Origin of the sequence: Roseomonas chloroacetimidivorans, assembly GCF_049629625.1 — a bacterium.
GTDB lineage: Bacteria > Pseudomonadota > Alphaproteobacteria > Acetobacterales > Acetobacteraceae > Roseomonas > Roseomonas chloroacetimidivorans.
On the sequence record NZ_JBNBZS010000007.1, the window covers coordinates 1 to 22,035 of the forward strand.

Annotated in this window: 22 protein-coding genes; 8 read left to right on the plus strand and 14 right to left on the minus strand. The window is 69.3% G+C overall.

Going from position 1 to position 22,035, the window contains the following annotated elements; all coding sequences use genetic code 11:
• Positions 1 to 91: 91 nt before the first annotated feature.
• From ACO1BU_RS06045 to ACO1BU_RS06065, 5 genes are all read right to left on the minus strand, one after another.
• A complete protein-coding gene (locus ACO1BU_RS06045) occupies positions 92 to 1,393 on the minus strand; it encodes a TRAP transporter large permease (protein WP_424135019.1) in 1,302 nt (433 codons plus the stop codon).
• A 4-nt stretch (positions 1,394 to 1,397) separates the two neighbouring features.
• The gene (locus tag ACO1BU_RS06050; protein ID WP_424135020.1) at positions 1,398 to 1,931 is read right to left on the minus strand and encodes a TRAP transporter small permease; all 534 of its coding nucleotides are present in this window, start codon (positions 1,929 to 1,931) and stop codon (positions 1,398 to 1,400) included.
• A gap of 10 nt (positions 1,932 to 1,941) precedes the next feature.
• The gene (locus tag ACO1BU_RS06055; RefSeq protein ID WP_424135021.1) at positions 1,942 to 2,934 is read right to left on the minus strand and encodes a TRAP transporter substrate-binding protein; all 993 of its coding nucleotides are present in this window, start codon (positions 2,932 to 2,934) and stop codon (positions 1,942 to 1,944) included.
• Positions 2,935 to 3,059: 125 nt separating this feature from the next.
• Complete coding sequence (locus ACO1BU_RS06060) at positions 3,060 to 3,974, minus strand: glycosyltransferase family 9 protein (protein ID WP_424135022.1); 915 nt, start codon at positions 3,972 to 3,974, stop codon at positions 3,060 to 3,062.
• Positions 3,971 to 5,098, minus strand: coding sequence for a glycosyltransferase family 4 protein (locus ACO1BU_RS06065; RefSeq protein ID WP_424135023.1), 1,128 nt, complete (start codon positions 5,096 to 5,098; stop codon positions 3,971 to 3,973). The genes ACO1BU_RS06060 and ACO1BU_RS06065 overlap by 4 nt, the downstream gene beginning before the upstream one ends.
• A gap of 98 nt (positions 5,099 to 5,196) precedes the next feature.
• On the opposite strand from ACO1BU_RS06065, the gene ACO1BU_RS06070 reads away from it, so the two are divergent.
• The 3 genes from ACO1BU_RS06070 to ACO1BU_RS06080 all read left to right on the plus strand — a co-directional run bounded on the left by ACO1BU_RS06070 (position 5,197) and on the right by ACO1BU_RS06080 (position 6,660).
• Complete coding sequence (locus ACO1BU_RS06070) at positions 5,197 to 5,940, plus strand: alpha/beta hydrolase (RefSeq protein WP_424135024.1); 744 nt, start codon at positions 5,197 to 5,199, stop codon at positions 5,938 to 5,940.
• Between the two features lie 182 nt (positions 5,941 to 6,122).
• Entirely contained in the window at positions 6,123 to 6,326 is a 204-nt protein-coding gene (locus tag ACO1BU_RS06075) for a hypothetical protein (protein ID WP_424135025.1), read from the plus strand.
• A gap of 121 nt (positions 6,327 to 6,447) precedes the next feature.
• Positions 6,448 to 6,660 carry a hypothetical protein gene (locus tag ACO1BU_RS06080; RefSeq protein WP_424135026.1) on the plus strand — a complete coding sequence of 71 codons (213 nt, stop codon included), beginning with the start codon at positions 6,448 to 6,450 and terminating at the stop codon, positions 6,658 to 6,660.
• Positions 6,661 to 6,730: 70 nt separating this feature from the next.
• Here the strand turns inward: ACO1BU_RS06080 and ACO1BU_RS06085 are convergent, their stop codons facing one another.
• Together ACO1BU_RS06085 and ACO1BU_RS06090 are read right to left on the minus strand one after the other, a co-directional pair.
• Positions 6,731 to 7,468 (minus strand): aspartate/glutamate racemase family protein, encoded by a 738-nt coding sequence (locus tag ACO1BU_RS06085; protein WP_424135027.1) that lies wholly within the window; start codon positions 7,466 to 7,468, stop codon positions 6,731 to 6,733.
• Positions 7,465 to 8,187, minus strand: a complete 723-nt coding sequence (locus ACO1BU_RS06090) for a hypothetical protein (RefSeq protein ID WP_424135028.1) — start codon at positions 8,185 to 8,187, stop codon at positions 7,465 to 7,467. Before ACO1BU_RS06090 ends, ACO1BU_RS06085 begins: the two co-directional genes overlap by 4 nt.
• A gap of 104 nt (positions 8,188 to 8,291) precedes the next feature.
• Between ACO1BU_RS06090 and ACO1BU_RS06095 the strand changes: the two genes are divergently transcribed.
• Positions 8,292 to 9,464 (plus strand): M20/M25/M40 family metallo-hydrolase, encoded by a 1,173-nt coding sequence (locus ACO1BU_RS06095; protein WP_424135029.1) that lies wholly within the window; start codon positions 8,292 to 8,294, stop codon positions 9,462 to 9,464.
• Between the two features lie 36 nt (positions 9,465 to 9,500).
• Here the strand turns inward: ACO1BU_RS06095 and ACO1BU_RS06100 are convergent, their stop codons facing one another.
• From ACO1BU_RS06100 to ACO1BU_RS06110, 3 genes are read right to left on the minus strand one after another with little or no spacing between them, the layout of a single operon-like run.
• Positions 9,501 to 10,043 (minus strand): 2'-5' RNA ligase family protein, encoded by a 543-nt coding sequence (locus ACO1BU_RS06100; RefSeq protein ID WP_424135030.1) that lies wholly within the window; start codon positions 10,041 to 10,043, stop codon positions 9,501 to 9,503.
• Positions 10,015 to 12,177, minus strand: coding sequence for a glucans biosynthesis glucosyltransferase MdoH (mdoH, locus tag ACO1BU_RS06105; protein WP_424135031.1), 2,163 nt, complete (start codon positions 12,175 to 12,177; stop codon positions 10,015 to 10,017). The genes ACO1BU_RS06100 and mdoH overlap by 29 nt, the downstream gene beginning before the upstream one ends.
• Positions 12,153 to 13,709, minus strand: a complete 1,557-nt coding sequence (locus ACO1BU_RS06110) for an OpgD/OpgG family glucan biosynthesis protein (RefSeq protein WP_424135032.1) — start codon at positions 13,707 to 13,709, stop codon at positions 12,153 to 12,155. The genes mdoH and ACO1BU_RS06110 overlap by 25 nt, the downstream gene beginning before the upstream one ends.
• A gap of 138 nt (positions 13,710 to 13,847) precedes the next feature.
• Here ACO1BU_RS06110 and ACO1BU_RS06115 point away from each other — a divergent pair, with 138 nt between their 5' ends.
• Positions 13,848 to 15,251, plus strand: a complete 1,404-nt coding sequence (locus ACO1BU_RS06115) for a hypothetical protein (RefSeq protein ID WP_424135033.1) — start codon at positions 13,848 to 13,850, stop codon at positions 15,249 to 15,251.
• Between the two features lie 10 nt (positions 15,252 to 15,261).
• Complete coding sequence (locus ACO1BU_RS06120) at positions 15,262 to 15,906, plus strand: DNA-3-methyladenine glycosylase family protein (RefSeq protein ID WP_424135034.1); 645 nt, start codon at positions 15,262 to 15,264, stop codon at positions 15,904 to 15,906.
• Positions 15,907 to 15,915: 9 nt separating this feature from the next.
• On the opposite strand, the gene ACO1BU_RS06125 is transcribed toward ACO1BU_RS06120, so the two are convergent.
• The 4 genes from ACO1BU_RS06125 to ACO1BU_RS06140 all read right to left on the minus strand — a co-directional run bounded on the left by ACO1BU_RS06125 (position 15,916) and on the right by ACO1BU_RS06140 (position 19,073).
• The gene (locus ACO1BU_RS06125) at positions 15,916 to 16,668 is read right to left on the minus strand and encodes an alpha/beta fold hydrolase (protein WP_424135035.1); all 753 of its coding nucleotides are present in this window, start codon (positions 16,666 to 16,668) and stop codon (positions 15,916 to 15,918) included.
• Positions 16,669 to 16,675: 7 nt separating this feature from the next.
• Positions 16,676 to 17,554, minus strand: coding sequence for a DMT family transporter (locus ACO1BU_RS06130; protein ID WP_424135036.1), 879 nt, complete (start codon positions 17,552 to 17,554; stop codon positions 16,676 to 16,678).
• Positions 17,547 to 18,551, minus strand: a complete 1,005-nt coding sequence (locus ACO1BU_RS06135) for an NAD(P)H-quinone oxidoreductase (RefSeq protein ID WP_424135037.1) — start codon at positions 18,549 to 18,551, stop codon at positions 17,547 to 17,549. Before ACO1BU_RS06135 ends, ACO1BU_RS06130 begins: the two co-directional genes overlap by 8 nt.
• A gap of 63 nt (positions 18,552 to 18,614) precedes the next feature.
• On the minus strand, positions 18,615 to 19,073 hold the full coding sequence (locus ACO1BU_RS06140) for a hypothetical protein (protein ID WP_424135038.1): 459 nt from the start codon (positions 19,071 to 19,073) through the stop codon (positions 18,615 to 18,617).
• A gap of 220 nt (positions 19,074 to 19,293) precedes the next feature.
• Here ACO1BU_RS06140 and ACO1BU_RS06145 point away from each other — a divergent pair, with 220 nt between their 5' ends.
• Both ACO1BU_RS06145 and ACO1BU_RS06150 read left to right on the plus strand, forming a co-directional pair.
• Positions 19,294 to 20,556, plus strand: coding sequence for an ABC transporter substrate-binding protein (locus ACO1BU_RS06145; RefSeq protein WP_424135039.1), 1,263 nt, complete (start codon positions 19,294 to 19,296; stop codon positions 20,554 to 20,556).
• Positions 20,557 to 20,568: 12 nt separating this feature from the next.
• Complete coding sequence (locus tag ACO1BU_RS06150) at positions 20,569 to 21,999, plus strand: M20 family metallopeptidase (protein ID WP_424135040.1); 1,431 nt, start codon at positions 20,569 to 20,571, stop codon at positions 21,997 to 21,999.
• Positions 22,000 to 22,035 lie beyond the last annotated feature (36 nt).

Here is a 22,035-nt window from a genome sequence, read left to right on the forward strand (position 1 = left end):
TTTTACCGGGGGCGGGGGGGGTGGGGGGGGCGGGGATACCCCACACCCGCGCCGCGGGGGGCCCCGCCGGGCGCCGCTTTCCGTCTGTGCCTCAACGGTTCAGCAGGACATCCGGCAACCAGGTCGCAACGGCCGGCCACACCGTGATAATTCCCACCGCCACCACCAGCATGAGGAAAAAGGGCAGCGCGGCCCTTGCAACCGTAGTCAACTCGCGCCCGGTCATCGCCTGCATGACGAACAGGTTGAAGCCGACAGGCGGCGTGATCTGCGCGATTTCAACCAGCAGAACAATAAAGATGGCGAACCAGACGAGGTCGAAGCCGGCCTGCTGCACCATGGGCACCACGATGGAGGTGGTGAGCACAATCATCGACACACCGTCCAGCGCCGTGCCGAGAATGATGTAGATGACCGTCAGCATGGCGATCAGCCCATAGGGGCCGAGTTCGAGCGAAGCCACGGCGGCAGCCAAAGCGGAGGGAATTCCGGTCAGCGCCATGGCCTTGGTCAGATAGGCGGCGCCGGCCAGGATGAACATGATCATACAGGACATGCGCGTCGCGCCTGTCAGACTGTCCCGGAAGCTCTCCCAGGTGAGGCATCCAGTGAGCGCCGCCAGCACCAGGGAGCCGAGGACGCCGAAGGCCGCTGCCTCGGTCGCTGTCGCGATGCCCGTGATCATGGAGCCGATCACAGCAATAATCAGCAAGGCACAGGGGATGAGCTGCGCTGATTGCCGCAGCTTCTCCCGCAGCGGCATGGAAGGTTCGGGCGCTGGCTGCCGGCTCGGGTTCAGCAGGGCCCAGCCCGCGATGTAGAGGCTGAACAGCCCCATCACCACGAGCCCGGGCACGCAGCCCGCGAGGAAGACGCGGACCACCGATACATTGGCGGCCACTGCGTAGACCACCATGATGATCGAGGGCGGGATCAGGATCCCGAGCGTGCCGGAAGTGGCAAGGCTGCCAATCGCCAGATGCTCGTCATAACCGCGCCGCTTCAGTTCTGGCAGCGCGATCTTCGAGATGGTCGCGCAGGTGGCGGCCGACGAGCCGGACACTGCCCCGAAGATGCCGCAGGCCAGAATGTTGACATGCAGCAGCCGCCCGGGGACGCGACGGACCCAGGGTGCCAGCCCGTTGAATAATTCCTCGGACAGCCGCGTGCGGAACAGGATCTCGCCCATCCACACGAACATCGGCAGCGCGGCGAGAGTCCATGATCCCGTCGCCTCCCAAAAGGAGCTGGCGAGATAGGTTCCGGGCTGTGGATGGACGAAGCTGACCGCGACGAAGCCAACCACGGCCAGGCTCATCGCGATCCAGAGCCCGCCCGCCAGCAGCAGGATCAGCACCAGGAGCAGCAGCCCCGAAAGTTCCAGGATACCCATGGTGCTAAACCTCGGCCGAGTAATCTTGCCGCGCGGCGCGTTCTTCGGCTGCAAGGACGTAGCTTGGCCGTCCACCCCGCAGCACGGTCATCAGCTCGTCCAGCACGGCCACGAGCAGGAGTCCGGCGCCAAGCGGCATGGCCAGCTTCGGGATCCAAAGCGGAACCGGCAGCGTGCCCTGGGCGAGATCGCCGATCTCGTAAGAGAAGAGCACGTCGTCCAACGTCCACCACACCGCATAGGCGGTGCTGACCGCCGCGAGCACCAGGGCGATGATTTCCATGATCCGGCGCGGACGAGGCGGAACCCGCTCCAGCACCAGCCCTACGCGGATCACCTCGCCCCGCCGGAAGGTCAGGGCCAGGGCGAAGAAGGTGGTGGCAACACAGAGATAGGCGCTGATGTCATCGGCCCCGGGAAAAGACAGGCCCACGAAGCGCAGCGCAATCTGCCCCACCATGACCAGAAAAATACCGAGCAGGGAGAGCGCGGCCAGCACCGCGCCCGCCGCATAGAGGGCGTCCAGCGCCCGCCTCACGGTCTGGCCCTCAGCCGGCGCGATACGCCCCGATCAGCTTCTTTCCGTCCTCGCCCGCCTTGGCCACCCACTCGTCTGTCATCGTCGCGCTGATCCGGGACAGGCCATCCTTCAGAGCCTGGCTCGGCTGCTCCACCTTCAGGCCGCGCGCGGCGAGTGTGTCCTGGGCTTCCTTTTCGGCCGCCCTCGACATTTCAAGCCCGCGGGCCTGGGCAGCCTTGGCGGCCTCCGTCACGGCGTTGCGCTGCGCGGCCGGAAGCGCCTCGAAGGCGCGGCGGTTCGCGAAGATGTAGTTGTTGGTGTAGCTGAAATTCACGGGCGTGAAGACCTTGCAGTAGTCCCAGGCCTGGGTGTCCACGCCGGTGGCGGCGCTGGTGACCATGTAATTGATCACGCCGGTCGCGAAGGCCTGCGGCACCTCCGTGGCCTGGACCAGGGTCGGGTTCGCCCCGACCAGCGCCGCGAAGCGGTTCGTCATCGTGTTGAAGGTACGGAAACGCGTACCCTTCAGCACGTCCAGGTTCTCGATCGGCGCGTTGCTGTAGAAGCCGCCCGGGGGCCAGGGCACATTGTAGAGAGCAGTGAGGGCCGTGCGCTGGAAGCGTGCCTCAATATAGGGCTGCGCCAGCCGGGCAAGCTTCACGGCCCCGTCGAAGCTCCCGGCCAGAAGCGGTACGCCATCCACCTCGAAGAACGGGTCCTCATTCCCAAAATTGGAGAGCAGGATCTCCCCGAGCTGCACCTGCCCACGCTGCACGCCGCCCTTGATCTGCGCCATGGGCAGCAGCGAGGCGTTCGTGTGCAGCTGGATCTGCAGCGCACCGTTGGTGGCCTTCTGAATGTCCTCAACGAAGGCCTTGATGTTCTTCGTGTGGAAATTCGTGTCCTGGTAGGGGGTGGCGAACTGCCAACGCGTTCCCTGCGCGCGCGCGGCGCCCGAGCCTGCGAGACCGGCAGTCCCGGCAGCGCCCGCAGCAAGAAGATTCCGACGGGTGAAGACCATGTGCCCTGCTCCGCTATGCCGACGGGGTCGGCTGCCGATTCCGGGGCGCATCATCGGCATCCCGGCACCGGCGGTGCAAGGGCGGCCTGCGCAGCAATCTCGGTCGCACTGCTCCAGTTTGCCGCCTAAGGGGGCATCCGCATCAGGCGCCGCGCGGATTCTGCCACCCGATCGGGCGGCAACGCCGCGAGCGGGTCGTGCCGCAGCACGGTGACGGACGGTCCACGCGGAGCGCAGAGCGCTGGATCGCTCTCCCCGCCGAATAGGGCAAGGGTCGGGCATGCGAGCGCGGCCAAATGGGTCGGGCCGGTGTCGTTCCCGATGGTCAGCGCGGCCCGACGGGTAATGGCCGCCAGTTGGAACAGGCTCGTCCGCCCTGTCAGGTCCAGCACATCCGGCGCCTCGGCGCGGATGGCCTCCGCCAGATGCCGTTCGCCGGCGGTGCCCGCGACCACGCAAGGCATGCCGAGCCGGGTGGCGAGCGCCGGGAAACCGGGCCAGCGCTTGCCGGGGCGCGTCGCGCTGGCGCCGGGGATTAGCAGGGCGAAGCGCGGCGGCAGAGCGAATTCCGATAGATCCGCATCCAGCCAGGAAAGGTCAGGCTCCGGAAAGTGCTTGATGCCCGCCATCTCCAGCTGGTCGCGCTGGCGCTCCAGCGTATGGATGTGGTCGCGGTTAGGATTGGCATGCGGGTGGCTGGCCCCCCAGGCGATCCCCGACCATTCCGGCCTGAAACCCGTGAAGAGGCGATAGCGGGAGGAGCGGCCGGAAGTCTGCAGATCATAAACCCGGTCGAAGCGCCCCGCGCGGAGCTGGCGGACCAGCGCCAGGGTCCCTCGCAAATCCGCGTGGCGCGGCCGGCCATTCTCCCACACCTCATCGAACCAGGGGCTGCGACGCGCCAACTCTGCAAAGGGAGGAGTGGTGAGCAGGATGATGGTGTCACCGGGGTGATGGGCGCGAATGGCCGCGAAAGGGCCGAAGGCCTGCACGAAGTCGCCCAGTGCGGCCAGCTTGATGACGAGGATGCGTGCGCTCATGCCAGTTCCCGATAGACGGCCAGGGTGGCGTCCTGCATCGCGCGGGTGGTGTAGCGCGCCAGCACCGCCGCCCTCGCCGCCCCGCCCATCGCCGCACGGGCCTCCGGGGCCAGCGACAGCGCACGAGTAATGGCGGCGGCCAGGGCCGGCGCATCACCGGGCGGCACGCGCCAGCCAGTCACGCCCTCCTCCACCGTCTCCCTTGGGGCGCCGAGATCGGAGGCGATCACCGGGCGACGCATGGCCTGGGCCTCCACGATGGTGCGTCCGAAGGCCTCCGCATCAGTGCTGGCGTGCACGACCACATCGGCAAGCATCAGTGCTGCCGGCATGTCAGAGACAGGGCCAGGGAGGCGCATGGTGACCCCGATCCGCGCGGCGAGCGCCTCCAGCTCGGCGCGGTAGGCGTCGCGCCCCTGGGCATCGCCGGCCAGGACGACCAGCGGGCGCGGCTCCGGCAGGGCCTCCACGGCACGCAGCAGGACTGCCTGGCCTTTCCAACGGGTCAGCCGCGCGGGAAGAAAGATAACGGGACAGCCCGGCTGCAGCCCCCAATCGCGGCGCAGCGCCTCGATCCGCTCCGGCGACACGGCATCGGGGTCGAAACGCGCGGAATCGACACCACGGGGGATCACCCGGAGTCGGTCGGGCCCGACGCCATACCTGTCCCGCACCAGCGCCGCGATATGCTCGCTGATCGCGATCACCCGGTCACCCCGTGCCATCACGGAGTTGTAGAACCGCTTGCCCGGGAAGCCCTCGTTGTAGCTGCCGTGATAAGTGGTGACGAAGCGCGCTCCGGCGCCGCGCGCGGCCATCAGCGCCGACCAGGCGGGAAAGCGGCTGCGGGCATGGATGATCGCCACCCCCTCTTCGCGTGCGATCCGTCGCAGCGCGGCGGCATTGGCGAGCAGCGCGGCCGGGGTCTTGCGGTCCAGCGGCATGGTGAGGTGCCGGACGCCGGCGGCTTCCAGCTCCGCCACCATCGGCCCGCCGGCGGAAGCGACCAGCGCGCGGCCGCCCGCCTCCACCAGGGCGCGGCCTATCTCGACCGTGCCGCGCTCCACCCCGCCCGAGCCGAGAGCGGGAAGCACCTGCAGAACGGTGGGCGGGGGGGTCGGCATGGCGGTGCCCCTTACAGGCCCCGGCCCGGCGCGTCACGCTGGCGCCCCGGTGCTTGTGCATGGGGCTGCAGCAGGGCTAGGCCGGCGGGATGAACGAGATGCGCGGCACCCTCCCCCGTCCCGATGGCGTGACCCTCGCCTGGGCCGCCCTGCCCGGCACAGGCCCCACGGTGGTCTTCCTCGGCGGCTTCCGCTCGGACATGGAGGGATCGAAGGCCCTCCATCTTCGCGATGCCTGCGCCGAGCGGGGCCGGGCCTTCCTGCGGCTGGACTATTCCGGGCATGGCATCAGCGGTGGAGCCTTCGAGGAAGGGACGATCGGCGCCTGGACCGAGGACGCCGCCCTGGTCATCCAGAGTCAGGCCCCTGGCCCAGTGGTGCTGGTCGGCTCCTCCATGGGCGGCTGGATCGCCTTGCTGCTCGCCCGCCGCTGGGGCGAGGCACGGGTACGCGCCGTGATCGGCATCGCCGCCGCGCCCGACTTCACGGAGGCGCTGATGCCCGGAGAGTTCAGCGAGGCCGAACGCGCCGCCCTGGCCCGCGACGGGGTCCTACGCCGTCCTTCCCAATATGGTGACCCAATTCCCATCACGCTGCGCCTGCTGACCGAGGGCCGGAACCATCTGCTGCTGCCCGGTCCCATCCCCTATGCCGGCCCGGTCCGGCTGCTCCAGGGAATGGCGGACCCGGATGTGCCCTGGAAGCACGCCTTGCGGATCATGGAGGCACTGCCGGGCCCGGATGCGGAACTGACCCTGATCAAGGACGGCGACCACCGTCTCTCCCGTCCGCAGGACCTCGCGCTTCTGGTCCGGGCGCTGGACGCGCTTCCCACGGATTGATGCCGGTGTCCTCATCGCGGGCACATTCCGCCCCACGACATAGCGTGCAGCCTTGTCACAGGGCAGTGAGCGGAAGGAGGCGCAAATTCGTTTGATAGGCATCGCAACCTCTTTTCAGGTGATCTAGCCTCCTGGCTGGAATTTTGGGCAGTCCGCCCAGCCGTAAGGAACTCCGACGAGAAATGTCTGAAACCGGCAAGAATGCGATTACTCCTGAGGCAGTGGCCTACAGGCTCATGGAAAAGATCATGACGGCCGAGAAGAAGACCTTCCTTCCCCATCCAACCGAAGTTGGGACCACGACAATCACCCGGGAAGAGGTGTTGGAGCTCTACACGCAGTGCATCGCGGCGGTGAAAGGCAATCAGTTGAACAAGGCCTATTGAGCGAAATGAGACACAGGCCGGCGGCGAACCTCTTACTGTCCAGGAGGTGTCTTCCGGCGCCCGGATCGGTTCACAGGCTGCCCGGCAGGGCCTAGCTCCCAGCGATCAGGAGGGTCGCACCATGCAGAAGCAAAAGCTAAAAATCAGCCACTTCCCCTCGTCCCCGGAGGAAGTTGCCTACAAGCTGATGGAGAAAATCCTAATGGCGGAGAGAAAGAGCTCCGCCCCGGGCGATTCGGCCCCGAAGCCCCGCTCCCGGCGCGAGGAGGCCCTTGGTCTTTACGCTGACTGCATCGCCGTGGTCCGCGGCCGCCAGTCGGCCACGCCGTCATAGCTGTCGGAACCGACCCGGAACCGCCATCAGCACCGGAGCCTGCGCCGGCCGCAGCTTCGCCGGCCCGCCCTCAGCCGTCGCCGCGGAGGAGCGCGGCAAGTGCGGGCGAGAGCCCGACCGATTCGCGCCCGCGGAGCGCCGCGGAGGGTCCGACCCGCGGCTTCGGCGGCGCCAGGGCCACCAGCGCCTCCGCCATCCGGACCCCGCAGAGCATCCCGTCCAGCAGCGGCACGGGCGAGGCTTCCCGCAATGCCGGTTCCATGCCCGCAAGGGCGGCGCCACCCAGCACCACGCTGTCCGCCCCGCCCGCGACCAGCTCCGCGATGCCCTCTGCCACGGCGCGCGCCGCGCCCTCGGGATCGCTCAGCGCGCGCTGCGGCGTGAAATCCACGCCGACCAGGCCGGAAAGCCGCGAGGACAGCCCGTACTGCCCGATGAGCTGCCGGTAGGATTCCGTCCCGCCAAATGTGACCAGGCCAAAGCGATGGCCCAGCATGCAGGCGGTCAGGCAGGCGGCCTCCGTCATTCCCACGACCGGACAGGGCATGAGCTGCCGCGCCGCGCTCAGGGCAGTGTCGAGCGAAACGGCCAGCACCACCGCATCCACCCGCCCGGCATGCTCCGCCAGCAGATCCAGGATGCCATGGGCCGCGATCGCATTCTCCAGCCCGGAGGAGATAACGGCCGGCCCGAAACGCGGGGTGCCCGGCAGGATCTCGGTTCCCGGGGCGGCGGCGAGGCGTGCCGCCTCCGCACAGCGCGCTGTGATGGCCTCGGTGGTGTTGGCGTTGGCGACCAGGATTCTCATGGCTGCGGACGGAGCGCCGCGAAGCCGGGAATGTCCAGGCGGGACGGCGTCTCCAGGCATGCCACCGACGGAGCCCCGGCGAGGCGGTCCGCCCAGATCAGGAAGGGGTTGAGCGCCAGAATGTCCCCAGCCCGCAGACTCAGGACCAGCGGTTCACCCAGCGCTTCGGCCAGGGCGGCCGGCAGGTGGTCTGCCGGCAGGACGGAATCATCCCAGCGCGCGGCGAAAAGACCGTCATGGCAGAAGATCGGCAGGGGCGGCTCCCCTCGCGCCTCGTAGAGGGCCGCCAGCGCCGCACGGTCGGTCCGCAGCAGCGCATTGTGGATGGCGGCGGCCGAGCGAAGACGTGCCGTCGCCGGCTCCGTTGCCCGCAAAAGCAGCATGTCGCAGGCTTCCACATGGCGGCTGCCGGTCATGGGCGCCGGGGAAACCAGCTCACCCAGCCGCCTCGCCATGATGCGCAGCGGCGCGGCGGGCTCGCCCGAAAGCGCCAGGCCGCGCAGCAGGGCGAAGCCACGCCCATGGTCCAACCGGCCGCGCAGCTCATCCGTCAGCTCATCGAGCCGCGGCGTCGGGCCGCGCTGCGTCTCCAGCTCGGCGGCGTGTTCCGCGCCCAGCGGGATCATCTGCTCGTTGGGCGTCAGGTCGCCAGCGGACCAGACAATTGGTCCGACCAGGGGCACCATCCGGCGCGGGGTGATGTTCAGGGGATCACTCATCCCGCCCAGGGTAGCGCGACCGGAAGGGCCACGCCAAAGCCCGGCCGCCCTTCACCCCGAAGCCGTGATCGCGCAGGCTGCCCCAGCATAGCCAGGAGGCCCCCGTGGACGCCCTGCCCGACTCCCTTTCCGCCGCTCTGGACCTTCCCTTCGACGCGGAGGCGATCCTCGGCCGGCTGCGCCCCTGGGTGGAATGCGAGAGCCCAACCTTCGACGCTGCCGCGGTGAACCGCATGATGGACCTGGCAGCGCGCGACCTGGCGATAATGGGCGCGCGGGTAGAGCGGATCCCCGGCCGTATGGGCTTCGGCGACTGCGTGCGGGCCCACTTCCCGCATGCGGCGCCCGAGGAAACGCCGGGAATCCTCATTCTCGCCCATCTCGACACCGTGCACCCCATCGGCACCCTGGCCGCCCTGCCCTTCCGGCGCGAGGAGGGGCGCTGCTACGGCCCGGGTATCTGCGACATGAAGGGCGGCACGCTGCTGGCCTTCGAGGCGCTGCGGGAACTGGCCCGCGCGGGCATCGCGACCTCCCGGCCCGTGACGCTGCTGCTGACACCGGACGAGGAGGTCGGAACCCCCTCCACCCGCGACCTGATCGAGGCGGAGGCAGCGCGCCACGCCGTGGTGCTGGTGCCTGAACCGGGCCTGCCGGTGTCCGGTGATTCTGCCATGGGCGGGGTGGTGACGGGCCGCTACGCCATTGCCCGCTTCAACCTGCGCACCACCGGCCGGCCCAGCCATGCGGGCGCTCAGCTCGCCGCCGGCCGCTCTGCCATTCGGGAGATGTGCCGGCAGGTCCTGGCGATCGAGGCGATGACGACCGACGCCGCCACCTTCTCCGTCGGCGTGGTCCATGGCGGGCAATGGGTCAACTGCGTGGCCACCCATTGCGACGCGGAAGCGCTGAGCATGGCGAAGCGCCAGCCTGACCTGGACCGGGCGGTGGAGCGGATGCTTGCCCTCACGGCCACTGCTCCTGAGGTGACGCTGGAGGTACGGCGAGGCGTCACGCGCCCGGTCTGGGAACCGGATACCGGAACGCTGGAACTGCATACCCGCGCGGAGGCGATCGCCCACCGCCTCGGCCACAGCCTGCCGCATGACAGCGCGGGCGGCGGCTCGGACGGCAACTTCACCGGCGCGCTGGGCATCCCCACCCTGGACGGGCTTGGCGTGCTGGGTGCCGGCTATCACACGCTCGGCGAGTACATCCGCGAGGACAGCCTGGTCCCGCGCGCACGCCTGCTCGCCGGGCTGCTTGCGAGCATCTGACCGGCGCTGGCCCGCCCAAGGCCTGCGGCGGACGGTTCAGCCGGCCAGGGCGAGATCCAAGGCGGCTTCCCAGGGGCCACCACGGTAATGCCAGAGCAACAGGCCCTCGCCGCGCGCCTCCCAGGGGATGAAGTCCCGGGCCAGCGAGTCCATCAGGCCCCGAGCGAGTTCGGGCGCCACCTTGTTCTGAATGGTGACGTGTGGTCGCCAGCCCTGAGCGTCCTGCGGCGTCAGCCAATGCCTCCAGTGCCGGGACAGGTCGCGCCGGAGTGCACTCAGTTCCTCCCCTGTGATCTCCAGCGCTACCCCACGCCCGAGGAAGCGCAGGCCCGCGATTCGCAGCGGCAGCGGAGGAGTGGCGGCGCAGGTTCCCCGCAGATGAGAGACGATCTCCTCCAGCGCCGCGCCCGGCAGGGCGTGGAACAGCGTCAGATGCGCGGGGATGTGGTTCCGTTCCGGCGGAAAATGGGCTCGGCGCAGCCGGTCCAGCCGCGCAAAGCTCTTAGCATCGAAGCGCAGCGTCAGGATGAGCGGCGCCGGGTCCACATCATCACCGTGCCGGAAGGGCGAGCAGGGCATCGAGCCCGTCCGCATCCGCCAGCAGCGCCGCCTTCTCGGCGCGCGAGAGGGCGGCGAGCGCCTCCTCTGCCGAGGCCGCGGCGGCGACCCGCGCGCGGCCCATGACCAGATTGGGATCCAGGGCGTCCGGCCGCACAGGTGGGGGCGGCGGCAGCATCGCGCGATGGGCCGCCAGCAATGCGGGATCGGTGCGCAGCCGCGCCAGCGCCTCACCCTCGGGCGCCAGGGCTTCCCATTCCGTCCGCAGCGCCAGGGTGTGGCGGAGGATGGAGGGCGGGTCTCGCTCCTCCGGGATCAGCAGCAGCCCGGCGCGGCGCAGTGCCTGTCCCGCATCCCGCCGCGCTGTCCAGGCTGCCAACGGAATGGCCAAAGCCAGTCCGATCACGACGGGCGACATCCAGGCCGCAAGATAGGGCGAGACGAGGAAAGCGGCGATGCCGAAGAAGATGCCAAAGGCCGTGTGGCGCCAGTAGAGCCGCGCCACCTGCCGCAGAGGCAGGCTGCCATCGTCGCGGGTCTGCGCGGACCACCCGGAATCGCGCCCAAACAGGATGGACACGACGTCCACCGACTGCGTCAGCATGGTCACCGGCGCCAGCAACCCGGCCACGACTGTTTCCACGATGACGCTGACCAAGGCACGCAGCGCGCCGCCATGCCCACGCCGCCAGGCGCGGTCGCCCAGCATGACGCACCAGGCCAGCAGCTTCGGCACCAGCAGCAGCGCCATGGTGCCGAAGAAGACCCATTTCGCGCGTATGGGATCGACCACCGGCCAGTCCGGGAACAGCGCCGGGCCCTGGGGGAAGTAGACCGGCAGCACGAAGCGCGCCTGAAGCGCGAGCAGCACGCCGCAGATAAGGAAGAGCAGCCAGAGCGGCGCGGTGATGTAGGAGCCGATGCCGACCAGCAGGTGGCTGCGGCTGATCGGGTGCAGCCCGCGCGCGGGCAGCACGGCCATGTGCTGGAGATTGCCCTGGCACCAGCGCCGGTCACGGATGGCGAGGTCGGAGAGGGCTGGCGGGCTTTCCTCATAGCTGCCGGGCAGAGCCGGCACGAAATGGATGGCCCAGCCGCGCCGCCGCATCAGGGCGGCCTCCACGAAGTCGTGGCTCATGACCGTGCCGCCGAAGGGCTTGCGCCCCGGCAGATGCGGCAGCCCCGCCGCCTCGGCGAAGGCGGCCGTGCGGATCATCGCATTATGGCCCCAGTAATTTCCCTCCGACCCGTGCCAGAAGGCAATGCCATGCGCGATCACCGGGCCGTAGAGGCGGCCGGCGAATTGCTGGAGGCGCGCGAAGAGGGAGCGCCCGTTCACGATCACCGGCAGGCTCTGGATCAGCCCGACGCGCGGATGCGCCTCCATCGCAGCAGCAAGGCGGATCAGCGAATCGGCGGACATCACACTATCCGCATCCAGAATCAGGAACTGCGGATAGGCGCCGCCATGGCGCCGGACCCAGTCCGCGATATTGCCGGCCTTGCGGTCGATGTTCTTCGCGCGGCGGCGATAGAAGATGCGCGCGCCCTGCCCGGCCCGGGCACGCAGCGCGAGGAAGGCCTCCTCCTCCCGCGCCCAGGCATCGGGATCGGTCGTGTCGCTCAGGATGAAGATGTCGAAGTGATCCGCGACACCCGCCTCGCGCAGTTCCCGGTGCATGGCTTCCAGGCCCGCCAGCACACGGCGCGGATCCTCATTGTAAACGGGCATAAGAAGCGCCGTCTGGCCGGAAAGGCGTGGCAGCGGCCCGTCGGGATCGACTCCCAGCCCTCGCCCGCCGCGCAGCGCCAGGCTCGCCACGCCGCAGAGGCTGCTGACGAAGGAGAGCGCAATCCAGGCGAAGAGCGGCACGAAGAGCGCCAGCACCACCACGCCAGGCGTCGCGATGCTGCTGATATCCAGCACCAGCGCCATCTCCCGCACGCCGAACAGCGTCAGCAGGATGGAGGCACCGAGCACGAAGGCCCGGCGCCACGTGATGCCGCGCGGCGTGGTTTCCGGACGCGGCACCCGGCCGGGATGCGCACGGAAATCCTGCACCGGCATATCCAGTGGCGCCTCATCCGGCATCGCCGGCAAGGCTGCGAGCGGTGAATCCGCCGCGCGGGTCAGGGTGTCCAACGGAACAACCATGTCTCGGTCAGCGGCCGTTCATCCGTCTTGATCAGGGCGCGCAGCTCCACCAGACGCTCATTGCCCGGCACCAGCTCGAAACTGGCGCGCCAGCCGCCTGTCTCCGGATTTCGCTGAAGAACGGCATTGTCGATCCGCCCTACACTGGCGGAGACGTCCAGCACGGGCTGCGCATTCTCCGGCAGAGCCGCGAGGCGCCCACCTTTCGTCTCCAGAACAAAGAGCCGCGTGCCCGGAGCCTGCGGTTTCCCGCCCTGCCGCGCCTCTTCGAACTGCGCCGGCGGCGGGCTGGCGGAATTGCCGAAGGCGGCGCCGCCTGACCAGTGCAGGCGATAGACATAGCTGTATTCCTGGCCCTTCCGCAGCGGCTCCTTCGGGCGCCAGAAGGCGGCGATGTTGTCGTGGATCTCCTCCTGCGTCGGGATCTCGACCAGATGCACCGCGCCCTCGCCCCAGTCGCCGATCGGCTCCACCCAGGCGCCGGGGCGCTTCTCGTAATGCGCCTCCAGGTCGTTGTAGTCGGTGAAGGCGCGGCGACGCTGCATCAGGCCGAAGGCGCGCGGATTGGCATCGGCGAAGACGCTGATCTGCAGTTCCCGCGGATTGGCCAGCGGCCGCCAGATCGCCTCACCGCGCCCGGTGGAGAGCATCAGCCCATCGGAATCATGCACGGCCGTGCGGTAGTCATCCATGCCGCCGCGATCGAGAGGCGAGAGCAGGAACATGCTCGTCAGCGGCGCGATGCCGGCTGTCGGCATGTCCACGCGTGGGTAGAGGCGGGCTTCGATGTCGAACACCGTCTCCTCGCCCGGGCGGATGGTGAAGCGGTAGGCGCCGGTCGTGCTCGGGCTGTCCAGCAGCGCATGCACCACCATGGAATTGCCGCCTGGCTGCGGGCGCTGGAGCCAGAAGGCGCGGAAGAGCGGGAATTCCTCCCCGGACCGCTCGGCGGTTGCGATCGCCAGCCCGCGCGCGGAGAGGCCGTAGACATGCCCTTTCCCGACCGCGCGGAAATAGGAGGCGCCGACGAAGGACGCGACTTCGTCGTAATGGTCGGGCCGGTTCATCGGATTGGTCAGCTTGAAGCCCGCGAAGCCGAGATCCCCACCGGGCGGCCCGCCGACTTCCGCCAGGGTGAAGGCGGAGGGATCGTAGGGGATCGGCGTCGCCTTCCCCTCCGCTACCTCGAACAGCGCGACCTTCTGCTTGAACAGGAAACCGCGATGGAAGGGCTGCATCTGGAAGGGCAGCTTCTCCGCCCGCCACAGCGCGCGCTGGGAGTCGTAGCGGATGCTGCGATACTCGTCATAGCCGATATCGGCCAGCTTGCCGGGCAGCCGCTCCTCCGGCGGTGCATAGGGCTTCGCTGCCAGATCGCGCGCCATCTGGCGCACCGTGGTGTCGTCGAACGGCCGCACAGGGTCCTCGGCCGCTTCGGCACGCCCCAGGAAGGTGCCGGGGAAGACGGGAAGCAGCCCGGCCGAGGCGAGCCCGGCGAGCATGGCGCGGCGGTTCAAGAGATTCTCCAGCAAGTTATCAAAGGTTGCATCGTGTGGTCCTAGAACGGGCCGGGCGGGGATGGTTTCCTGCTGCGTTGCGATATGCCAGGGCCGTGTTCCGCCAGGAAGCCAAGGCTGGATGGTGATGGTTGAGGAGTTGCGGACCCGCGTATGAGCATTGTTCTCCAGGCCCTGCCGCTGGTCATCCTGCTGGCGCTGCTGGGCTCGGGCCGGGTTGCACCGATCCCGGCCTGTCTCATTGCCCTCGCAAGCGCCCTGCCCGGCATCGCCGTCTCCCTGCCGCCCGAACTGCCCCTTCCGCACTTCCTCGCCACCGAATCACTTCGCGCCGCTTTCCTGGGTATCCTTCCCGTCGCCACCCTCTCGGGCGGGCTGCTCTTCAGCATCGCCGTCGCGCCGCGCGCGACGGAGCCGGTGCCGCCCTCGCCACGTCGCGTCTACCTGACCATTCTCGCCGGTTCCTTTGTCGAGAGTGTGACAGGCTTCGGAGTGGGCGCCGTCTTCACCATGGGCGCGCTGCGGGCCATGGGAATCGGCGGCGCACCGGCCGGAACCATTGCGCTTCTCTCGCTCTGGCTGGCGCCCTGGGGCGGGCTGGGACCGGGCCTCGCGCTCGGCGCGGCGCTGGCCCACCGACCGCTGGCGGAGGTTTCCTTCATCACCGCCTTGCCCCAGGCAGCCTGGCTGCTCGCCGTGCCGCCCGTGCTCTGGGCGTTGCTCGGGCGTGCGGGCCTTCGGGTGGCGCGGGCCGAGCGCCTGGCGCAGATGGGCATGCAGCTCGCCTTCGCCTGTCTCCTTCTGCTCGCCAGCCGCTTCATGCCGGCGGAGACGGTGGGCTTTCTCTCCTCCGGGGCGGTGTTGCTCCCTGCCCTCTGGCATTTCGCTCCTCCGCGCGATTCCGCTGCCCGGCAGCGGGCCCTGGCCGCCATCGGCCCCTGGGCGCTGCTGACGCTCTGCCTCCTTATGGCCCGGGCCTGGCGTGGGGCCCCCGCCTGGCGTCCCTTCGCCGACCTGCCCGCCCTGCCCATCACCCATGTGGCGGTGGTGCTCTGGATCGTCTCGCTCGGCTTCCTCGCCTTCCGATCCGACGCGCCGAGACGGCTGCGCGATGCCCTGGCCCGGATGCGGCGTCCAGCCGGCGCCATGGTGCTCTATGTTCTGCTCGGGCGCTGGCTGGCGGGCTCCGGCGCCGCCACTGCCCTGGCGGGTGCCATTGCCCTCGCCCTTGGCCCTCTCGCGCCCTACGCTATCCCACCTCTGGGCTTCCTTGGCGGGCTGATAACAGGCAGCGGCGTCGGCGCGGCGTCGGCCATGATGCCGGTACAGGCCCATCTCGGCATCGCCGCCGGGCTGCCATCCTGGCTCGCGCCAGGTCTGCACACCTATGCCAGCGGTGCCGGGGCGGCCTATTCCTTCTCCATGACGACCATGATCTGCGGCCTCCTCTCGGACGGCACGCGCCCGCCCGCCCTTTGGCGCGCCGCCCTGCCCGTGATCCTGGCCGTCTTCGCCATTGGCTGGGCGGCGGTAGCGATCCTGAACGCCCTGGCGTAATCGCGAGATCATGAGCGCCCGCGCCGCCCGCCAGCACCTCGCCGCCGACTCGGTCCTCGGCCCCGTCATTGCGCAGGTCGGCGCCATGCGCCTGAAACCCGTGAAGGACCGGGAACCCTATGAGGCGCTGGTCCGCGCCATCGCACATCAACAGGTGCATGGCCGCGCGGCGGAGGCGATGCTGAACCGCCTGATCGCGCTGACTCCCCATCACCCATTCCCGCCGCCGGAACAGGTGCTGGCCCTGCCAGAGGGCGCGCTGCGTGCCTGCGGCTTCTCTGGCGCCAAGCAGGCCGCGATCCTCGATATCGCGCATAAGGCCGCCGCGGGCTGGGTGCCCACGCGCCGCGCCGCCGCGCGCCTGTCCGATGCCGCGCTGATCGAACGCCTGGTCGCCCTGCGAGGTGTCGGGCGCTGGACGGTGGAGATGCTGCTGATCTTCACCCTGGGTCGCCCGGACATCCTGCCGGTCGACGATTTCGGCGTGCGCGAGGGCTACCGCATCGCGGCCGGGCTGGAGACACAGCCGAAGCCGAAGGAACTGGCCGCGATCGGGGAGCGCTGGGCGCCCTTCCGTTCCGCGGCGGCCTGGTATCTCTGGCGCGCCGCGGACCTGAACAAGGAAGGCCGCTTCAAGGCGCCCGCGGCGATCTAAGGTTTGTCGCTACAGCCGGAAGAAGCCTTCCAGCACCGCCGCGAAGCCTTCAGGCTGGTCCGCATGGACCCAGTGGCCCGCGCCCTTCACAGCCAGGAAGCGCGCGGCCGGAAAGGCCTCCCGGATGGCAGGCCGGTTCTCCGGGCGGATGTAATGCGAATGCTCCCCGGAGACGAAAAGGGTGGGTCCCTCGAAGCGCGCCCCCTTCGGACCGTCCCACCCCATGATGGCCGGCAGGGATGCGGCGATTCCCTCCAATCCGATCTTCCAGCCGGAGCTATCAGGCTTGCGGTTGGTCAGGATGAAGGCGCGCACGCCGGCATCCGGCTCGACCGGGGCGAGCGCGGCATCCGCCGCGGCGCGCAGGGTACCGGGCGGGATGGCACGCATCGCTTCCACCAACTCCTCCCAGCGGGGCGGATAGGTGACGGGCGCGATGTCGGAGATCACCAGCCGCTCGACAAGCTGGGGCTCGGTTAGCGCCAGCATCATCGCGGCTTTGCCGCCCATGGAATGACCCATGACATCGGCAGCCGCCACCCCGCGCGCGGCGAGGCTTTCCGCGACATCCGCGGCCATGGAACGATAGTTCATCGCCGGGGCGTGCGGGCTGGCGCCGTGATTTGGCATGTCGAAGGCAATGACGCGGCGCTGCGCGGCCAGGCGCCGCTGCAGGGCACCGAAGTTGCGCGCCTGGCCAAACAGCCCGTGAAGCAGGACCAGGGGGCGCCCCTCCCCGCTCTCGATCGCGTTCAGGATCATCGCGTCGTCATCCCCGCAGGGCCAGCAGGATGCTGGCCGCGATCAGCCCACCGCCCAGCCACACATCCCATCCCAGAGCCTCCCCGAGCCAGAGCGCGCCTGCCGCTACGCCCAGGACGGGCACGAGCATGAACCCGACCGAAGCGACGGCGGAAGGCAGGCGCCGGCCGGCCTCGATGACGCTCCAGGTGCCGATCGGCGCCGCGACGGCACCGATGAAGAGGGCGTGGATCCAGGAGCCGGTGCCGATCCCGCCGCTTGGCTCCCGCAGGAACGCGAGGGGAAGCAGCACCAGCAGGGCGACAGCAAAGAGGAAGGGAAGCAGCTCCGCCATCGCGCGCGTCGGCGGCCGGCGCCGCGCGTAGATGATGGCGAGGCTCCATAGCAGCGCGGCGGTGACCAGAAGCCCGTTCGCCATGATGACGGCGGGCTGCGACCAGTCGAAGGTCCAGGGCTGCATGAGCACCAGCGCGCCGGCGAGGCTCAGCCCGGAGGCGACCCAGCGGCGCGAGGACACCTTCTCCCCGAGCAGCACCACCGAAAGCGGCACGAGCCAGTAGCTCACCACATTCGCGAGCACCGCGATCCGGCCAGCCGGGAGGACGGCCAGGGCCAGATGCGACAGCGCGAAGAAGAGACCGAGTTGCAGTACGCCCAGGACCAGCACCGTTAGCCAGTCCCGGCGCCCCGGCCAGCGCAGCCGGCCGAGCATCAGGAGCACAAGGCCCGAGCTGAGGGTCGCGAGCCCCGCGCGGCTGACCGCGAACCAGAGCGGCGTTGCGTCCCGCAGCGCGTCCTTCGTGATCGGCCAGGCCCCGCCGAAAAGCAGGATGGCGATGACCAGCAGCCAGAGGTCGCGCGGATTGAACCGCGCCGCGTCAGCCAAGGGTCAGGACGATCTTGCCGATATGGGTGCTGCTCTCCATCAGCCGGTGTGCCTCGGCTGCCTGGTCCAGCGGGAAGGTCGCGTGGATGCGCGGCCCGCAGCGCCCCGCGGAGAGCGCCGGCCAGACCTTCTCCTCGAGGTCGCGAGCGATGGCGCCCTTCTCGGCAGTGGTGCGGGGCCGCATGGTGCTGCCGGTGACCACCAGCCTCTTGAGCATGATCGGGCGGATATCGGCCTTCTCCACCTCGTGACCACCCATGAGGGCGATGATCACCAGGCGCCCATCCGTGCCAAGCACGCGCAGGTTCTTCTGGAAATAGGAGGCGCCGATCATGTCGAGAACGACATCGGCCCCTTTTCCGCCCGTAACCCGTTTCATCTCCTCGGCGAAGTCCTGCGTCTTGTAGTCGAAGGCCTCCTCCGCCCCGAATTCCAGGCAGGCCGCCACCTTCTCCGGGCTGCCGGCGGTGGCGAAGGGACGGGCGCCGAATTCACGGGCGAGCTGCAGCGCCGTGGAGCCGATGCCCGAGGTGCCCCCATGCACCAGCATGACCTCACCCGCCGCAAGGCGCCCATGGCCGAACAGATTGGCCCAGACAGTGAAATAAGTTTCCGGCACGGCCGCGGCGCGGACCGCGTCATAGCCTGCGGGCCAGGGGAGGCATTGCGCCTCAGGCACCGCCGCGAACTCGGCATAGCCGCCGCCATTGGCCAGGGCGCAGACCCGGTCGCCCGGCTTGTAGCGCGTCGCGTCCGGACCGGTCGCGACGACCTCACCAGCCACCTCCAGGCCGATGATGGGGCTGGCCCCCTTGGGCGGGGGATAGAGCCCCTTGCGCTGCTGGATATCGGGCCGGTTCACCCCTGCCGCCATGACCCTGATCAGCACCTCATCCGCTGCGGGCTGTGGCAGGGGAGCGCTGGCCGGGACCAGCACCTCCGGCCCGCCGCCCTCGCCATGGGCGATATAGGTCATGGACTCAGGCAGGTTGGGCATGCGGCGTCCTCCGAACGGGCGCGGAAGGTCGTCGCGAGGGCCGCGCCCGTCAAGCGCGAGACGTCAGCCCGCCACGGTGAAACGGAAGGTGCGCTCGCCAACGCGATTCTGTGCATCCGCGATCCGCAGGTCCACCCGGTGGCGGCCGGCGGGAATGGCGGCGTTGTGCACCGTGAGCCCGGCCGGGGTGAGTTGGGCGTGCTCCAGCAGCCGGTTGGTGATGTCGATCCCAAGCATGCCGTAGGTGGCGCGAAAGCTGCCGGGGAGGATGGTGGTGCCCGGACGCGTCCGGAAACGGAGGCTGATGGTCACCGGCGCCGGTAGCGGGCGCGTTTCGTCGGGCGAGATAACCTCGATCTGCGGAAGGTCCGGATTGGGGAAGCCACGCGTCCGGGACGGCCCGGAATCGTCCCGATTGGCCGCGGCCTCCTCCGGTGTGATGAGTTGGAAGGCCTCGGCCCGGCGGCCGGCCAGAAGGAGAAGCGACGGCGCGACCAGGAAGAGGGAACGGCGATGAGGCATGGGGGTCGGCTCTCCCGACGAAGGATGGCACTCTCCGAACGGAACCGCCCGGAACCATAGGTCAGAGTAGCATGGCTGCCTCTGGCCCAACATTGCGATTGTTTATCAATAGGCAGCCCAGGGTGCGGCGGAATCCGGGAGACTGGGCGGTCTTGCGCCGAGGCGCCCCAGGCGCGACCATTGGAGCGCCCCACGGAACGCGAGAGGAACGGAAGGGACCATGCGCCCGGCCACGCCGCGCCGCAGCCTGATCGCCGCGCTTGGCATGGGCGCCCTGCCCCATGGCGCCCGCGCCCAGACCGCCGGCGCCCCGACGGGCGGCAATGCCCAGCCCGCCCCGGCGGAATGGCGCTTCGGCGCCCTCTATCCCCTGTCCGGCGGCCCGGCCCTGCTGGGGGATGAATCCTTCCGCGGCCTGGAAATGGCGGTGGAAGAGCGCAATGCCGCTGGCGGGCTGCTCGGTCGCCCCATCCGCCTGCTGCGCGCAGACGTGCCCGACGAGGCCGCCGCAGTGGCTGAGACACGCCGCCTGATGGGTGCGGAGAAGGCGGCCATCCTGTTCGGCAGCTATGGCTCCTCCCTCTCCACCGCCGCCACGCAGGTGAGCGAAGCGCAGGGAATTCCCTTTTTCGAGTTGGGCGCGATCGCCGACAGCATCACCGAGCGCGGCTTCCGCAACCTGTTCCGCACCTGCCCGCGCGCCAGCGACTTCGCGGCCGTGGCGGCCATGGCCGTGGCCGAAGTACTGCCGGGCCTGCTGAAGCTGGCCCGCCCTGCCCTCCGTGCCGGGTTGCTGCACGAGGACGGCCTCTACGGCACCGCCCTCGCCGAGTTCCAGGCCAACCGTCTGCGCGAGGCCGGGATCCAGGTCACCGAGCGGATCCCCTATCCCGTGCGCAGCGCCGACCTGGCCCCGGCCGTGCAGCGCCTGCGGGAGGCTTCGGTGGATGTGTTGCTCCACGCCGCGCAGCAGAATGATGTGGTCCTGCTCTTCCGTAACCTGCGGGAAGCCGGCTGGCGGCCCCGCATGATTATTGGCAGCGGTGCCGGATACAGCCTGACCGACACTGCCCGCTCGGTTGGCAATGCCTTCGAGGGGGTGATGAATGTGGACTTCACCCAGTTCGCCATCGCCGAACGCGTCGCGCCCGGGAATGCGGCCTTCGCCGAGGCCTATAAGCGCCGCTACGGCTCCGACCCGCGCTCCGGCCACAGCCTGGCCAATCATTTCGGCGCGCAGCTCGCCCTCGACGCCATCCAGCGCGCTGGCGGCACCGAGAAGGAGAAGATCCGCGCCGCCATGCTGGCCACGGATGTGGCCGAAGGCACCACCCCCACTGGCTGGGGCGCAGCCTTCGATGAGCGCGGCCAGAACACAAGGGCCCGCCCCTGGCTGACGCAATGGCAGGACGGGCGCCTCGTGACCATCCATCCCGGGGCGGCCGCCGTCGCGGCGCCTCGCGCCCGTCTCGGGAACGACTGAAGGAGCATACCCATGCAGAACGACGAACGCGTCTGGCGCGCGGTGGATGAACGGAAGGACGAGTACGCGGCCTTCTCCGACCGCGTCTGGGAGATGCCGGAGATCGCCTATACCGAGACGCGCTCGGTGGCCGAGCACCTGGCGATGCTGGAGAAGGAAGGGGCCCGCATCGAGAAGAACCTCGCGGGCATTCCGACCGCCGTCATGGGCGAATGGGGCGAGGGCGGGCCGGTCATCGCCATCCTTGGCGAGTATGACGCCCTGCCCGGCCTTTCCCAGGTGGCCGGTATCGCCGAGCACAAGGAGGTTGAGCCGGGCGGGCACGGCCATGGCTGCGGGCATAACCTGCTCGGCGCCGCATCGCTCCTCGCCGCCGCCGCGGTGAAGGACTGGCTTAAGGAGAACAACATTCCGGGCCGCGTGCGCTATTATGGCTGCCCGGCCGAGGAAGGTGGTGCCGCCAAAGGCTTCATGGCGCGGGACGGCATCTTCAATGATGTGGACATCGCCATCTCCTGGCACCCGGCCTCCTTCTCCGGCGTGAACGATCCTGTCTCCCTCGCCAATACACGCATCGACTTCACCTTCCACGGCCGCGCCTCCCACGCCGCCGCCGCGCCGGAGCTGGGTCGCTCCGCGCTCGATGCCGTGGAGCTGATGAATGTCGGCGTGAACTACATGCGCGAGCACATGCCGGACCATGCGCGCATCCACTACGCCATGCTGGATGGCGGCGGCATCGCGCCAAATGTCGTGCAGTCCCGCGCGAAGGTTCGCTACCTCATCCGCGCGCGCGACCTGCCGGAGCTGAACACGCTGGTCGGCCGCGTGAAGAAGATCGCCGAGGGCGCATCGCTGATGACGGAGACGCGGGTCGAGACGAGCGTTGTGAGCGCCGTTTCCAACCTGCTCGGCAACACACCGCTCGAGAAGGCGATGTACGACAACTTCCTGCGCCTCGGCCCGCCGCAATTCGATGACAAGGACCGCGAATACGCCGCGCAGATCCAGGCGACGCTGACGGAGGAGGACATCGTCTCCGCGCATCGCCGCCACGGGCTGAAGGTGGAGAAGGGCAAGGTGCTCTGCGACATCATCGTGCCGCTGGAGAGCAAGGGTGATGGCGGCGGCGTTGGCTCCACCGATGTGGGCGATGTCTCCTGGGCCGTGCCGACCGTGCAGGCGCGCGGTGCCACCTGCGCCATCGGCACGCCCTTTCATTCCTGGCAGCTCACCGCGCAGGGCAAGTCGCCCCACGCCCATAAGGGCATGGTGCATGTGGCGAAGGTGATGGCGGGCACGGCGGTGGACGCGCTGCGCGACCCCGCGCTGATCGAGCGCGCCAAGGCGGAGTTCAAGGAGCGCACGGGCGGGCGACCCTATGAATCGCCGCTGCCGAAGGATCTCTCCCCGCCGATCAAGGCGATGGGCCAAGGGGTCTGAGAGGCCGAAGCGCGGGGAGCTCCGACTGCCCGCCAC